General features: G+C 68.3%; 10 protein-coding genes and 2 pseudogenes. 2 read left to right on the forward strand and 10 right to left on the reverse strand.

All coding sequences use genetic code 11. From position 1 onward, the window contains the following. The 7 genes and pseudogenes from NI18_RS22100 to NI18_RS05915 form a co-directional block, all read right to left on the reverse strand. Positions 1–395 (reverse strand): annotated as a pseudogene (locus NI18_RS22100) (ABC transporter permease); the annotation flags it as partial. Positions 396–426: 31 nt separating this feature from the next. Continuing rightward, complete coding sequence (locus NI18_RS05890) at positions 427–1,068, reverse strand: ABC transporter ATP-binding protein (protein WP_037528733.1); 642 nt, start codon at positions 1,066–1,068, stop codon at positions 427–429. A gap of 399 nt (positions 1,069–1,467) precedes the next feature. Next, positions 1,468–3,063 (reverse strand): isocitrate lyase, encoded by a 1,596-nt coding sequence (locus NI18_RS05895; protein ID WP_037528735.1) that lies wholly within the window; start codon positions 3,061–3,063, stop codon positions 1,468–1,470. A gap of 144 nt (positions 3,064–3,207) precedes the next feature. Then, positions 3,208–4,500 carry a dicarboxylate/amino acid:cation symporter gene (locus tag NI18_RS05900; RefSeq protein ID WP_037528736.1) on the reverse strand — a complete coding sequence of 431 codons (1,293 nt, stop codon included), beginning with the start codon at positions 4,498–4,500 and terminating at the stop codon, positions 3,208–3,210. Positions 4,501–4,610: 110 nt separating this feature from the next. Continuing rightward, positions 4,611–4,838: a hypothetical protein gene (locus NI18_RS05905; RefSeq protein WP_051916613.1), complete on the reverse strand. Its 228-nt coding sequence runs from the start codon at positions 4,836–4,838 to the stop codon at positions 4,611–4,613. Between the two features lie 94 nt (positions 4,839–4,932). After that, on the reverse strand, positions 4,933–5,922 hold the full coding sequence (locus NI18_RS05910; RefSeq protein ID WP_084215055.1) for a cell wall hydrolase: 990 nt from the start codon (positions 5,920–5,922) through the stop codon (positions 4,933–4,935). Positions 5,923–5,982: 60 nt separating this feature from the next. Further along, positions 5,983–7,618, reverse strand: a pseudogene (locus NI18_RS05915) (NAD(P)/FAD-dependent oxidoreductase). 155 nt (positions 7,619–7,773) lie between these two features. Here NI18_RS05915 and NI18_RS26565 point away from each other — a divergent pair. Together NI18_RS26565 and NI18_RS26570 are read left to right on the forward strand one after the other, a co-directional pair. Next, positions 7,774–9,606: a hypothetical protein gene (locus NI18_RS26565; protein WP_306286253.1), complete on the forward strand. Its 1,833-nt coding sequence runs from the start codon at positions 7,774–7,776 to the stop codon at positions 9,604–9,606. Continuing rightward, positions 9,603–11,096, forward strand: a complete 1,494-nt coding sequence (locus NI18_RS26570; protein ID WP_306286254.1) for a PAS-domain containing protein — start codon at positions 9,603–9,605, stop codon at positions 11,094–11,096. The genes NI18_RS26565 and NI18_RS26570 overlap by 4 nt, the downstream gene beginning before the upstream one ends. A gap of 18 nt (positions 11,097–11,114) precedes the next feature. On the opposite strand, the gene NI18_RS05925 is transcribed toward NI18_RS26570, so the two are convergent. The 3 genes from NI18_RS05925 to acs form a co-directional block, all read right to left on the reverse strand. Next, positions 11,115–11,852: a hypothetical protein gene (locus NI18_RS05925; RefSeq protein WP_037528738.1), complete on the reverse strand. Its 738-nt coding sequence runs from the start codon at positions 11,850–11,852 to the stop codon at positions 11,115–11,117. Between the two features lie 131 nt (positions 11,853–11,983). Beyond that, on the reverse strand, positions 11,984–12,610 hold the full coding sequence (locus tag NI18_RS05930) for a response regulator transcription factor (protein ID WP_037528739.1): 627 nt from the start codon (positions 12,608–12,610) through the stop codon (positions 11,984–11,986). After that, on the reverse strand, positions 12,607–14,562 hold the full coding sequence (acs, locus tag NI18_RS05935; RefSeq protein ID WP_031439090.1) for an acetate--CoA ligase: 1,956 nt from the start codon (positions 14,560–14,562) through the stop codon (positions 12,607–12,609). Before acs ends, NI18_RS05930 begins: the two co-directional genes overlap by 4 nt. Positions 14,563–14,682 lie beyond the last annotated feature (120 nt).

A 14,682-nucleotide genomic window follows, 5' to 3' on the forward strand; every position in this document is an offset into this window, starting at 1 on the left:
TGCGCGGGGGCGACGCCGACCAGCGACGGCGTGACCTGTGCCGCGCGGATCACGTCGAGACCGAGCAGGGTGACGGGCCGCCTCCCGATCGTCGCGCGCAGGATGACGACCGGGCTTGCGTCCGCGACGCCGGCCGCGGTCGCGACTCTGGGATAAAGCGCCTCGTCGAAGCCGAGCGGGCTGGTCGCGTTGACCTGAAGATCCGCGCTACCCTTGACGGTGCGCAATGCGCCTTCGAACGACGACAGCGCCGATCCGTTGACGAGGTGGACCGCGAAGCCGAGCGCGACACCGATGGCGATCGCGATCGCGGTGAGGGCAAGCCGCGCGGGATGGGCGCGCCACTCGCCACCGATCATCCAGCCCAGCGCGAGCCGCGCCGACAGGATGCTCATCGCGCGTGTTCCAGCCCGCTTGCGGTCAGCGTCAGACGTCGTCGGCGATCGCGGCGGCGGCCGCCGAGTGGGTGACGATGATCGCGGCGACGCCCTGTTCGCGAACCGCGTCGGAAAACAGCGTCAGTATCTTCGCGGCGGTGTCGGGGTCGAGATTGCCCGTCGGCTCGTCCGCGAGGATCAGCGCGGGACGATGGACGAGCGCGCGCGCGATCGCGACGCGCTGCAGCTCGCCGCCCGACAGGTCGCGGGCATAGCCGTCGCCGCGGGTGCCGAGCCCGACCCGCGCGAGCATCGCCTGTGCCTGGTCGGCGATCGCGCGGCGGTCGGTCGACACGAGCGCGAGCGGGAGCGCGACGTTCTGGCGCAGGGTCAGATAGGGCAGGACGTGGAAGGCCTGGAACACGAACCCGATCCGCGTCGCGCGCAGCCGCGTCAGCGCGGCCTCGTCGAGCGTGTCGAGGATCGTGTCCTCGATCGCGACATGCCCCGCATCGGGCGCGTCGAGCCCGGCAAGGATGTTGAGCAGCGTCGATTTGCCGACGCCGCTTTCGCCGACGATCGCGATCAGCTGGCCGGCACGCGCGGTGAGGTCGAGTCCGCGGAAGAGCTGACGGCCGCCGGGGACCGACTTTTCGAGCGCGGTGACGCGGAGCAGGGCGCGGTCTTGCATGGGGGGCTCATGCCACGGTGCGCGGCCGGGGGGACAGCGCGGCGGTGTTGCCATGGGTTGTCTTGGGGGCTGGTTTTAGTGGGAGCGTGGCTGCGAAGGGGTGAGCTTTGGGTTGGCCGATACCGCGTGCTCCCGCGGCGCCCTTAATAGCGCCTCCCCGGCGGAGGCCGGGGTCCAGTTGGAGAGGTGGGAGTAACGAAAGGCGACGCCTGCCATAACCGTCCCCCAACTGGGCCCCGGCCTTCGCCGGGGAGGTGTCTTTGGGTAGGCATGCGCGTCTTTACTGGGCGTTGGAACAGGCCAGCGCCGCGGCAAAGCCGCGGCGTCGGACGGGGCTTTTGGCCCCGCCGGCCGGGCCTGACGCGGGTCCGCGCCGGAGCTTGTGCTCCGGCTTGGGCGTCAGGCCGCGAACTGGTTCATCGTGTTGTGGACGCCGCCGGCCTTCAGCGCCGCCTCGCCCGCGAAATACTCCTTGTGATCGTCGCCGAGATCGGAGCCCGACATGTTCTGGTGCTTCACACAGGCGATGCCCTCGCGGATTTCCTTGCGCTGGACGCCCTTCACATAGCCGAGCATCCCTGCATCGCCGAAATACTCCTTGGCGAGATTGTCGGTCGAGAGCGCCGCGGTGTGATAGGTCGGCAGCGTGATCAGGTGGTGGAAGATCCCCGCGCGCTTCGCCGAATCCGCCTGGAAGGTGCGGATGCGCTCGTCCGCCTCGTCGCCGAGCGGCGTGCCGTCATAGTCGACACTCATCAGGCGCGTCCGGTCATAGGCCGACACGTCGCGGCCGGCTTCGCTCCATGCATCGAACACCTGCTGGCGGAAGTTCAGCGTCCAGTTGAAGCTGGGCGAGTTGTTGTAGACGAGCTTCGCGTTGGGAACGACCTCGCGGATGCGGTCGACCATCCCGGCAATCTGTTCGATGTGCGGCTTCTCGGTCTCGATCCAGAGCAGGTCGGCGCCGTTCTGCAAGCTTGCTATGCAGTCCATCACACAGCGATCCTCGCCGCTGCCGGCACGGAACTGGAACAGGTTGGAGGGCAGGCGCTTCGGGCGGAGCAGCTTGCCGTCGCGGTTGAGGATGACGTCGCCATTCTGCGCGGTCGCGGGGTCGATCTCCTCGCAATCGAGATAGGAGTTATACTGGTCGCCGAGATCGCCGGGCGTCTTGCTGACTGCGATCTGCTTGGTCAGGCCAGCCCCGAGCGAGTCGGTGCGCGTGACGATGATGCCGTCCTCGACGCCGAGCTCGAGGAATGCGTAACGGCAGGCGCGGACCTTGGCGAGAAAGTCCTCGTGCGGGACGGTGACCTTGCCGTCCTGATGCCCGCACTGCTTCTCGTCGCTGACCTGGTTCTCGATCTGAAGCGCGCAGGCGCCCGCTTCGATCATCTTGCGCGCGAGCAGGTATGTCGCCTCGGCATTGCCGAAGCCTGCGTCGATATCGGCGATGACGGGGACGACGTGCGTCTGGTGGTTCTCGATCGCGTTGAGCAGGCGCTTCTCCTCGATCGCGTTGCCCGCCGCGCGCGCCGTATCGACGTCGCGGAACAGCATGCCGAGTTCGCGCGCATCCGCCTGGCGCAGGAAGGTGTAGAGTTCCTCGATCAGCGCGGGGACGCTCGTCTTCTCGTGCATCGACTGGTCGGGAAGGGGCCCGAATTCGCTGCGGAGCGCGGCGACCATCCAGCCCGAGAGGTAGAGATAGCGGCGGTCGGTGGTGCCGAAATGCTTCTTGATGCTGATCATCTTCTGCTGCGCGATGAAGCCGTGCCAACAGCCGAGCGACTGGGTGTAGTTCGCCGGGTCGGTGTCATAGGCGGCCATGTCGCGGCGCATGATCCCCGCGGTGTAGCGGGCGATGTCGAGACCCGAGCGGAAGCGGTTCTGCGCGCGCATCCGGGCGACCGATTCGGCGGAAATTCCGTCCCAGGTGCCGTTCCGCGCGGCGATCAGCTGGTCGATCTGGGTAAGGTCGGTCTGGAAGGTCATGCTGCATCCTCGTTCCGCGTTTGATGACGGATCGGTACACAAAATGACAACGAACTGCCCGGGTCGAGGGAGTAGCTACAGCGTCGCGCTGTCAAACTCCTGCGCGTGCCTGAGTCTTCTTGTCACGTTTGTGACAGCACGCGGTTATGCCGTGGCGGCCTGTGCCGTGCCGGCGCCGTGCAGTGCCGGGTCGAGCAGGCCCTGCCGCTTGGCGACGATCGTCGGGACGAGCGCCTGCCCGGCGACGTTGACCGCAGTACGGCCCATGTCGAGGATCGGGTCGATCGCGAGCAGCAGGCCTGCGCCCTCGAGCGGGAGGCCGAGCGTCGACAGCGTGAGCGTCAGCATGACGACCGCGCCGGTCAACCCTGCGGTGGCGGAGGACCCTAGCACCGACACGAGCACGATCAGCACATAGTCGGCGGCATGCAGCGGAATGCCGTAATATTGGGCGACGAAGATCGCCGAGACCGCAGGATAGATCGCGGCGCACCCGTCCATCTTGGTCGTGGCAGCGAGCGGCACGGCGAAGGCGGCATAGGTGCGGGGGACGCCGAGGCCGCGTTCGACGACATCCTCGGTCACCGGCAGCGCGGCGATCGACGAGCGCGACACGAAGCCGAGCTGGATTGCGGGCCAGGCGGCGGCGAAGAACCGCCGCGGGCTGAGCCCGTTGGCGAGCAGGAGCAGTGGGTAGACCACGAACAGTACGATCGCGAGCCCGGCATAGACCGCGATGCTGAACGCGCCGAGCGCCGACAGCGATTGCCAGCCATAGCGGACGATCGCGTTGCCGAGCAGTGCACCCGTACCGATCGGCGTCAACCGTATCACCCAGCGCAGGATGCGGCGGAAAAGCGCGAGCGCCGATGCGTTGAAGGCCAGGAACGGCGCGCCCGCATCGCCGATCCGGACCGCGGCGATCCCGATCGTGATCGCGATGACGATGATCTGCAGGACGTTGAACGACAGCGCAGTCCGCGCGGTCTCGTCGGTCAGCTTGGTCGACGCCTCGAGCCCGAGGATATTGGCAGGGACGAGCCCGCGCAGGAAGTCGAGCCACGACCCGGCGGTCGTCGGCGCGACCGCGCTGGCGGCACTGACCCCCGCGGTCACGCCGGGCTGGATCACCAGCGCGAGGACGATGCCGATCGACACCGCGATCAGCGCGGTGATCGCGAACCAGGCGAGCGTGCTGATGACCAACCGGCGTGCATTGTCGAGATCGCGCAGCGCGGCGATCGACGCGATGATCGCCGTGAAGACGAGCGGGACGACAAGCGTCTTGAGCAACTGCACGAAGATCTCGCCGACGATGCGCAGCGTCTCAGCAAGGCCCGATCCCGCGCCGGTCCCGCGCGCGACGAAGCCGAGCGCGAGCCCGGCGATCATCCCGATCAGAACCTGTAATCCGAACGATCGCCGTAATGTCTGCATGGCCGCTGTCCCGTATGAACCGGACGAAATACAGCTTCTGCACGGTGCGGTGCAACGAAGACGCTGTCCGTGCCGGGATAGCCGAGCTTGTCGATCGCGCGGCGCGCCAATCAGCGGATGATCGGGAATTCCTCGCGAAACCGGTCGACGAGTGTCTCGATCCGGTCGATGTCCTCGGCACTGCCCGAGGGCGTGACCGACCAGTTGCAATGCGCGTGCGTGTCGGTCGAATAGACCCGGACCTCGCCGACCGCCATGCGCCAGCGACGCCGGTCGCCGAGATGGTCGCGGGTCAGAACGGTCACGAGCCGATCGCGCAATTCGCTGGCGGTCAGCATCGCGGTGCGAAGCGGGTAACGGGGCAGGGCAGGTGGAGCAGCATGGCACGGGCGTTACCGCGCCCGTCGCGTCGTGGCACCCCCCAAAGGGCTATCAGGTCGGATCGCTTTCCTCTGAAATCGAAACGACCGGCAGCGGGGCGCCGCCGCCAAGCACCGGGCCGGCATGTGCCGAACCGATATGAATGCGGACACCCGACGCCAGATGCACGCGTGGTGTTGCGGCGGAGGACTCAGATGGTGTCGACAGCGCAGTCTCCACCCCCGGCATGGTCCGGCCGCGATGGACGGTGACGCCGGATCCCGCCGTACCGGGTTCGGTGGAGGCGGACGGGGACGCGGCGAGGATCGTATCGGGCGCAGCAACGCGCGTCGGTTCGACGCCCGCATAGGTCTGGCGGAAGCTCAGCGCGCGCTCCATCGCGCCGCGCCAGCGATAGAAGATATGGGCGCCGACCGCGCCGACCCGGCTGAGGCTTGGCGCCCACCAGGGCAGGATCGAAGCGGCGTGGTAGGAGGTCGAGGCGCCGACCGGGGCGAAGACGCTGCCGTCGAACGCGGCGCGCGCGACCGATGCGGCCCTTGCCCAGGCGGCACCGTCGCGGGGGTGGTTCATCGAACCGTCGCAGGTGAAGCTGAACTGGCAGCCGGTGCGCCGTGTCGACCCCTGATAGACGACCCCGCAGACGCTGTGCGGAAAGGCACGGTCGCGCACGCGGTTGAGCACGACCTGTGCGACCGCGCGCTGGCCATCGGTCGGTTCGGATCGCGCCTCGTAATAGACCGCGGCGGTCAGGCAGGCGATCGCGCGCTGGCGGTCGTCGTCACTTTGCGCGGCGCCGGGAAAAGCGGGCGCGGCGGCGAGGGTGCGCGGGGTGTCGTCGGTGGAGGCTGCAGAGCCGGCAAAAGCGCGGTCGAGCGGTTCGGCGGGCGCCTCGAGCGCGAGCCCGGCGAGCAGGTTGCGCGCTTCTGCTGCGTCACGGACAGGGACGTCCGCAAGCGGTCCAGCCACGCGCGTCGACGGGGGAACGCACGAGGTACTGGCGGCGATCGCGGCGAAACCGAGCACTGTTCTCTTGAGCATGGGGTAGGTCGCGCGTCGTGACAGGAAGCCTGCGCGTACCACCCGGATGTTAGATAGTGGTTAAGCCCCCGGCGTGGCGCCGACGAGGCTAAGTCCGACCGCCTCGGCGACCTTGATGCCGTCGACGCCGGCCGACAGGATCCCGCCCGCATAGCCCGCGCCTTCGCCGGCGGGAAACAGGCCGATCGTGTTCAGGCTCTGAAAATCGTCGCCGCGCGTGATCCGGACGGGGGACGAGGTACGCGTCTCGACCCCGGTGAGGACCGCGTCGGGGTGATCATAGCCGGGAATGTCGCGACCAAATACCGGCAGCGCCTCGCGCATCGCGGTGACCGCGAACTCAGGGAGGCATTCGGCGAGATCGGTGAGGTGGACGCCGGGGCGGTAGGACGGGATGACCGAGCCGAGCGCGCTCGACGGGCGGCCGGCGAGGAAATCGCCGAGGCGCTGCGCGGGGGCCTTATAGTCCGAACCACCCGCGACATAGGCGCGCGACTCCCAATGGCGCTGCAACTCGATGCCCGCCAGTGGATTGCCGGGATAGTCACGCGCAGGATCGATGCCGACGACGAGTCCCGAATTGGCGTTGCGCTCGTTTCGCGAATATTGGCTCATGCCGTTGGTGGCGACGCGGCCTTCCTCGGACGTCGCCGCGACGACGGTACCGCCCGGGCACATGCAGAAGCTGTAGACGGTGCGCCCGTTCGTGCAGTGATGCGACAGGCTGTACGCGGCGGCGCCGAGATCGGGGTGGCCGGCACAGGGGCCGAACCGCGCCTCGTCGATCCAGGATTGCGGATGTTCGATGCGGACGCCGATCGAGAAGGGCTTCGCCTCAAGGAAGACGCCGCGGTCATGGAGCATGTGAAAGGTGTCGCGCGCGCTGTGCCCGACCGCGAGCACGACATGATCCGCCTCGAGATAGTCGCCGGTATGCAGATGGAGCCCGCGGATGCGGCGCGTGCCGTCCGCATCGACCGCGATGTCGAGATCGTCGACGCGGTGCTCGAAGCGATATTCACCGCCGAGCGACTCGATCGTCGCGCGCATCGCCTCGACCATCGTCACCAGCCGGAACGTGCCGATATGCGGATGCGCCTCGGTCAGGATCTCGGGGGGAGCGCCGGCCTTGACGAACTCGGTGATGACCTTGCGGCCGAGATGGCGGGGATCCTTGATCTGGCTCCACAGCTTGCCGTCGGAGAAGGTGCCCGCGCCGCCCTCGCCGAACTGGACGTTGGACTCGGGGTTGAGGACGCTGCGGCGCCACAGACCCCAGGTGTCCTTGGTGCGTTCGCGGACCAGCTTGCCGCGGTCGAGGATGATCGGGCGGAACCCCATCTGCGCGAGGATGAGGCCGGCGAACAGGCCGCACGGCCCTGTTCCCACGACGACCGGGCGACGCGCGCCCGGCGTCTCGGGTGCCTTGGCGACGTGGCGGTAGCCGGTATCGGGCGTCGTGTTGACGTGACGGTCCTTGCGGAACCGCGCGAGGATCGTCGCCTCGTTCTTCGCGGTGACGTCGATCGAATAGACGAGCTGGATGTCCATCTTGTCGCGCGCGTCATGCGCGCGCCGCGCGACGGTATAGCGGATCAATTCGCGGGGGGGTGATGCGCAGCCGCTTGCAGACCGCGGCGGGGATCGCTTCGTCGGCATGGTTGAGCGGCAGCTTGAGTTCGGTGATGCGGAGCATGGGGCCCTGTAACGCGGGCCGCGTGGTTTCGCCATGAGCTGTGGTACCGAAGCGCAGACCGTGCAGGCCTTGCCCTGGAACGGCCCGGACTGCACGGTATCGGCATCCGGGAACAAGGGAGCTAGCCGATCAACAGCGCCGTCGTCATCGTCGCGATGCTTGCCTATGGCACCGCGTTGTTCGGGATCGCCTGGGTCGTCGATCGGCGCGGGCTTTCGCCGCGCATGGCGCGGATCGCCTATCCCTTGTCGCTGGCCGTCTATTGCAGCAGCTGGACGTTCTTCGGCGGCGTCGGCACCGCGGCGACGCGCGGCTGGGATTATCTGTCGATCTATCTCGGCCCGGCGCTGGTGTTCCTGCTCGCGCCGGGATTCCTGACGAAGCTCGTCCGGCTGGCGCGCGACGAAGGGTCGAGCTCGATCGCCGACTTCATCTCGGCGCGTTATGGTCGCAGCCGGAGTACCGCGGCGATCGTCGCGGGAACCGCGCTGGTCGCGTCGATCCCCTATATCGCGCTGCAGCTGCGATCGGTGACGCTCAGCTTCGGCGCGCTGGTCGGGATCGGCGGATCGGTGCTGGTCGGGCCGCTCGTCGCGCTGCTGCTGGCGACGTTCGCGATCAGCTTCGGCGCGCGACGCTATGAAGTGGCGGGTGGCAATACCGGCGTGGTCGCGGCGATCGCGGCGGAGTCGCTGATCAAGCTGCTCTGCTTCGTGGCGCTCGGCGGATTTGCGCTGACGCTGCTCGCGACGATGCCGGCCGCGCGGATCACGCTGCCGCTGACCGGGTTCGTCGAGGGTTTCGCGCCCGGCGCGCTGACCCCCGACTTCTTCGTCCGCACGCTGCTATCCGCCTGCGCGATTCTGTGTCTGCCGCGTCAATTCTATGTCGGGATACTAGAAGCGAGCGGCCCGGCGGCGGTGCGGCGCGCGCGCTGGCCGTTCATCGCCTATCTCGCGGTGATCTCGGTGATGGTCCTGCCGCTCGTGCTCGCGGGGTTGGCGGTGCTGCCCGCCGATACGCGACCCGACCTCTATGTGCTGGCGGTCCCGCTGGCGCGCGACAACGATCCGATGGCGCTGCTCGCGTTCATCGGCGGGTTTTCCGCCGCGACCGCGATGGTCGTCGCCGAGACGATCGCGCTGTCGACGATGGCGACCAACGACCTGCTGGCCCCATTACTGCTGCGGCGGCAGACCGATGGCGGGGAGGGCGATCTGGGGCGGCGGCTGCTGCGTGTCCGGCGCGTGATCATCGCCGCGATCGTCGCCGCGGCTTTGTGGTACGGCACGAGCATCGGCGACGAGCTGTCGCTCGCATCGATCGGGCTGATCGCGTTTGCCGGCGTTGCGCAGTTCGCGCCCGCGCTGATCGCAACCGTCGGCTGGGGCTTTGCCGATACCCGGGCGGCACGCGGCGGGTTAATCGGCGGCGTCGTCGTCTGGGCCTATTGCCTGTTGATGCCCTCGGTATTGGGTGGTTTCGGCGCCAGTCTTGCGAAAGCGAGCGGCGGACTGCTCGACCCCGATGCGCTGATGCGGGTCGCGCTCGGGTCCCCACTGGTCAACGGCACGATCTGGAGCCTGGGCGTGAATATCGCGCTGATGGCGGGGCTGCACCTGTACGCGGCGCGGCGGCGGGTGTTCGGGGGACGGCACAGCGTGCTGGATCACGTTACGACCTTTGGCGAGCTGAAGATCCTGGTCGCGCGCTTCGTCGGCGATGCCGAAGCCGCAGAGGGGCTGGACCCGCTGTCACGCGATCCGGGCGCGCCGATCGACGGACGCGCGGCCCGTCAGGCGGAGCGGCTGATCGCGGGCGTGATCGGCGCACCCTCGGCGCGGCTGATCGTGACGTCGAGCCTGGCGGGTTCGGCGATGGACGTAGGCGACGTCGTCCGGCTGCTCGACCAGCGGGGGCGCAGCCTGCGCTTCTCGCGGTCGCTGCTGTCGGCAACGCTGGAGACGATCGACCCGGGCGCAGCGTGATCGACGCCAATCTGAGGCTGGTCGCGTGGAATCCGCGCTATGTCGAGATGTTCGACTATCCCGAGGACTATGTGATCGCCGGACGGCCGATCGCCGATCTGATCCGCTACAATGCCGAGCGCGGCGAATGCGGGCCGGGTGGCGTCGAAGCGCATGTGTCGCGCAGGCTCGCACATCTCGAACGCGGCCTTCCGCACAGTTTCGAGCGGCTTCGACCGTCGGGGCGGTGGATCAAGACAGTGGGTCAGGCAATGCCGGGCGGCGGCTATGTCCAGAGCTTCACCGACATCACCGCGGAGAAGACCGCGCAGGCGGAATTGGAGGCCCGGGTCGAGGCGCGGACGCATGATCTGGCGCAGTCGAATACGATGCTCGACGAGGCGCGGCGGCATGCCGAGACCGCGACGCGCGACAAGACCCGGTTCCTCGCGGCGGCAAGCCATGACCTGCTTCAGCCGCTTCATGCCGCCCGGCTCTTCTGCGCGGCGCTCGACGAGGGCAAGGCGCCGCACCAGGCCGACCTGGTCCGCGCGATCGATGGCGCGATCGGGTCGGCGGATACGCTGCTGCGGGCCTTGCTCGACGTGTCGCGGCTCGATGCGGGCGGGGTCGTGCCGAAGATCGAGCAGTTCGTGCTCGGGGACCTGATCGAGGAACTGGCCGCCGAGTTCCGGCCGCTTGCCGGCGAACGCGCGTTGAACCTCGCCTCGCACCCGGGGGCGCACATCGTTGCCACCGACCGGTCGCTGCTGCGCTCGATCCTGCAGAACTTCCTATCAAACGCGGTACGCTACACGCCGTCGGGGCGGATCTGGATCGGCGCGCGGCGGCGCGGCGGTGACGTCCTGGTCGAGGTGCGGGATAGCGGGCCGGGCATCGCGGCGGGTGACCGTGAACGGATCTTTGCCGAGTTCGAGCGGGTGGAGAGCAAGGGCAGCGCGGGCGGCGGTGTCGGCCTGGGGCTGGCGATCGTGCAGCGGATCGCGCAACTGCTCGACCTGCGGATCGAATTGCGGTCGCAGCCGGGTGCGGGATCGACCTTCGCCGTTCGCGTTCCGCTGGCGGCGCATGCGACGCTGCCCGACCGTGCCAGGACGGCCCCGGTCCTGCGCGACCTGCCGCCGGGGCTGCGCGTGCTGTGCCTCGACAATGATGCCGCCATTCTCGCGGCGCTCGACGCGGCGCTCCGGTCGCGGCGCTGCGTCCCGCTGCTGGCGGCGACGATCGAGGAGGCGATGACACTGGCGGCGGACGAGGAGCCCGACGTCGCGCTGATCGATTTCCATCTCGAGGTGGCGCAGGACGGACTGGACGTTGCCGAACGCCTGTCGGCGATGGCGCCGGCGCCCGCGATCGCGCTGGTGACCGCGGACCGCAGCGCGGCGGACGATCCGCGCTGTGCCGGGATCACCGTCCTGACCAAGCCGGTGGTGCCAGGCGAGCTATGGGCATTCCTCGAACAGGCATCAGCGGCCGCGGCTGCGGTTTGAGGTGCTGACCCAGCGCGCCTATTTGGTCGGGGCGCTGGTGAAGTCGATCTTGATGCGGACCCAGGCGCCGATCATCTTCTTGCCGCCGACCCGGGGCGGCAGCACGCGGAACTGCCATGCGGCCTGGCGCATTGCGCGGGCCAGCCCCGAGCCGACCGGGGATTCGCCGAGCGACCGGCAATTCTCGACCCTGTAATTCTCCGCGGTCCGACAGGCGATGAGCGCCCAGCTGCCCGGGGGGGCGCCATTGGGAACATAGCCCGCAAGTTCGGCATGGCTCGGTTCGGTATACCATTCGGCATTGTAGAGCCGCTCGCCACTTGGACCTTCGCCTGGGCCGTAGGCAGAGCCGCTGTCCTTGCCGGCGCCCGCGCCATCGGTGTCGGATCCGCCAGCCTGGCGATCGCCCGGGTGCGACGGGATTTTCGATATGTCCGCCGAATCGAACAACTCCATGCCGCCCGCCAGCATCTTGGGGAAGGCCGGGGCAGGCGTGACGGGGCGCGGGTCGGATGCCGGCGCGGTCGATGGCGGGCGGGGCGATCTGGGCGAGGCGCCGCCGGCGACCTTCTTCGCCTTTTCGATCACCGGGCGTTGCGGGGTCTCGGGTTTCGTCTCGCGGTCGGGTAGCAGGCGGAAGCTGCTGGGCGGGGGCGTCGGCTCGGGCTTGGTCGGCGTTGGCGCGAGCCGCAGCAGCAGGAGAATGACGACGACATGCGCGGCGATCGCCAGCAGGAATGACGCGCGCGCCGCCAAAGCGGCTGGCGCGATCGGTTCGACGCGGACAGGTAGGCGTCGAAGCCATTGATGGTCGCCTAGACCGCGCAGGAGGGTGTCGCAAGACGTCGATTGCCGTGCGGCTAGTCTTGCGAGTGGGAGGCGGTCGGCTAGTCGGCGAAGCGAATGTCGAGCGCGCGCGCGGCAAGCACCGCCTGGGTGCGGTTCTGGACGCCGAGCTTGCGCAGGATCGCGGTCATGTGGCCCTTTACGGTCGCCTCCGACACGCCGAGATCGAACGCGATCTGCTTGTTAAGGCGCCCCGCAAGGACGCCGAGCAGCACTTTCAATTCGGTCGGGGTAAGGCTGGCGACGCGATTGGAGATGTCGTCGGCCGGTAGGGCGGCGACGGGGGCGTCGCGGTCGCCCGCCAGCGCGCGGGCGACCGCATTTTCGAGCGTGGCGAGATCGGCGGTCTTCGACACGAAGCCGACCGCGCCATAGGCGCGCGCGCGCGGCGCGGCCTCCGCCTCGTCGGCGGACGAGATGACGACGATCGGCGTGTCGGGACGCTCAGCATGCAGCAGCGCGACACCCGCAAAGCCCTCCGACCCCGGCATCCGCAGATCGAGCAGGATGAGATCGAGGCGGGCGGCGCCGCGCGCCGCCTCGATCGCCTCGCCGAGCTGCCCCGCCTCGAGGATCGTCGCATCGGGGGCCGCGCGACCGACCGCCAGCTTCAACGCCTGGCGAAACAGCGGGTGGTCGTCGGCGATCAGGATCGTGCTCGCGGTCATGCGAAGGCGGCGGTGGCCTTTTCGCGACCCGTGATCAGCGCGTCGACGACCGTCGGATCGGCGAGCGTCGAGGTATCGCCCAGACCGTCGAGCTGGTTCTCGGCGATCTTGCGCAGGATCCGGCGCATGATCTTGCCCGAGCGCGTCTTGGGCAGGCCGCGGGCGAACTGCAGGACATCGGGCGTCGCGATCGGACCGATCTCGCGGCGGACCCATTGCACGAGTTCCTTGCGCAGCTCCTCGCTGGGTTCGGCATTCGCGTTGAGCATGACATAGGCATAGATGCCCTGGCCCTTCACGTCGTGCGGCATGCCGACGACCGCGGCTTCGGCAACCTTCGAATGCGCGACCAGCGCGCTCTCGACCTCGGCAGTGCCCATGCGGTGGCCGCTGACGTTGATGACGTCGTCGACGCGGCCGGTGATCCAGTAATAGCCGTCCGCGTCGCGGCGGCAGCCGTCACCGGTGAAATACTTGCCCGGATAGGTCGAGAAATAGGTCTGGAAGAAGCGCGCATGATCGTTCCACACGGTCCGCATCTGCCCGGGCCAGCTGTCGGCGATCACGAGATTGCCCTCGACCGCGCCGTCCAGCACCTTGCCGTCGGCATCGACCAGCTCGGGCACCACGCCGAACAATGGCTTGGTCGCGCTGCCGGGCTTGAGCGCGGTCGCGCCGGGGAGCGGGCTGATCATGTGTCCGCCGGTCTCGGTCTGCCACCAGGTGTCGACGATCGGGCAGCGGCCTTCACCGACGACATTGTGATACCAGTTCCAGGCCTCGGGGTTGATCGGCTCGCCGACCGACCCGAGCAGCCGGAGCGACTTGCGGCTGGTCCGCGTGACCCAGTCGTCCCCTTCGCGCATCAGCGCGCGCAGCGCGGTCGGCGCGGTGTAGAGCGTGCTGACCTGATATTTGTCGACGATTTGCCAGAAGCGGCTGTGGTCGGGGTAATTGGGGACGCCCTCGAACATCACCGTCGTCGCGCCGTTGGCGAGCGCGCCGTACAGCGAATAGGTGTGCCCCGTGACCCAGCCGACATCGGCGGCGCACCAGAAGACTTCGCCTTCTCGGTAGTCGAACACATATTCATGCGTCATCGACGCCCAGATGAGATAGCCGCCGGTGGTGTGGAGCACGCCCTTGGGCTGGCCGGTCGATCCGCTGGTGTAGAGGATGAACAGCGGATCCTCGGCGTTCATTGGCTCGGGCGCGCAGTCGGTCGACTGGTCCGCGACGCACTCGTGATACCAGCAATCGCGGCCGTCGGTCATTGCGATGTCGCCGCCGGTGCGGCGGACAACGATGACCGTCTCGACGCCGAGATCGCCCTGATCGAGCGCGGCATCGACATTGGCCTTCAGCGGAATCGTCTTGCCGCCGCGCAGCCCTTCGTCCGCAGTAATGACGACGCGACTGTCGCAATCGTGAATCCGGTTGCACAGGCTGTCGGGCGAGAAGCCGCCGAACACAACCGAATGGATCGCGCCGATCCGTGCGCAGGCGAGCATCGCGAACGCGGCTTCGGGGATCATCGGCAGATAGATCGTGACGCGGTCGCCCTTCGCAACGCCGCGTGCCTTCAGCGCATTGGCGAGCCGCGAGACTTCGTCGCGCAGCTCGGCGTAGCTGATCGTGCGCGAGTCGGCGGGGTCGTCGCCTTCCCAGAGGATCGCGGTCGCGTCTGGGCGTGTATCGGCGTGGCGATCGACGCAATTGGCGGCGACGTTGAGCTGGCCGTCCTCGAACCAGCGGATGCGGAAATCGGCCTCGTCGAACGATGTGTCCTTGATCTTGGTCGGGGGAACGATCCAGTCGAGCCGCTGCGCCTCTTTCGCCCAGAAGGCATCGGGATCAGTCGCGGCCTCGGCATACATCCGGTCATAGGCGGCGGCATCTATCCGTGCGTCCTTGGCCCATGCTGCGGGAACGGGATAGCTGGCCTCGGTCATCACACTCTCCTTTTGCCGCCGTTCTAGACGGTCGCGCGGTACGCGGCACCCCCAACCAAAGTCAGGGATGATCCCGCCCGGGCGATCCGCCATCGTCGTGTTGCTTGCATCTACGCGTCA

Origin of the sequence: Sphingomonas sp. Ant20 (assembly GCF_000783375.1) — a bacterium.
Lineage (GTDB): Bacteria > Pseudomonadota > Alphaproteobacteria > Sphingomonadales > Sphingomonadaceae > Sphingomonas > Sphingomonas aerolata.

Bases quoted from the DNA above. Each gene is read 5' to 3' on its own strand.
- NI18_RS05930 (WP_037528739.1), bottom strand. From the start codon at position 12,610: ATGACCGCGAGCACGATCCTGATCGCCGACGACCACCCGCTGTTTCGC.
- NI18_RS05910 (WP_084215055.1), bottom strand. From the start codon at position 5,922: ATGCTCAAGAGAACAGTGCTCGGTTTCGCCGCGATCGCCGCCAGTACC.
- acs (WP_031439090.1), bottom strand. From the start codon at position 14,562: ATGACCGAGGCCAGCTATCCCGTTCCCGCAGCATGGGCCAAGGACGCA.
- NI18_RS05905 (WP_051916613.1), bottom strand. From the start codon at position 4,838: ATGCTGACCGCCAGCGAATTGCGCGATCGGCTCGTGACCGTTCTGACC.
- NI18_RS05895 (WP_037528735.1), bottom strand. From the start codon at position 3,063: ATGACCTTCCAGACCGACCTTACCCAGATCGACCAGCTGATCGCCGCG.
- NI18_RS05900 (WP_037528736.1), bottom strand. From the start codon at position 4,500: ATGCAGACATTACGGCGATCGTTCGGATTACAGGTTCTGATCGGGATG.
- NI18_RS26565 (WP_306286253.1), top strand. From the start codon at position 7,774: ATGCTTGCCTATGGCACCGCGTTGTTCGGGATCGCCTGGGTCGTCGAT.
- NI18_RS05890 (WP_037528733.1), bottom strand. From the start codon at position 1,068: ATGCAAGACCGCGCCCTGCTCCGCGTCACCGCGCTCGAAAAGTCGGTC.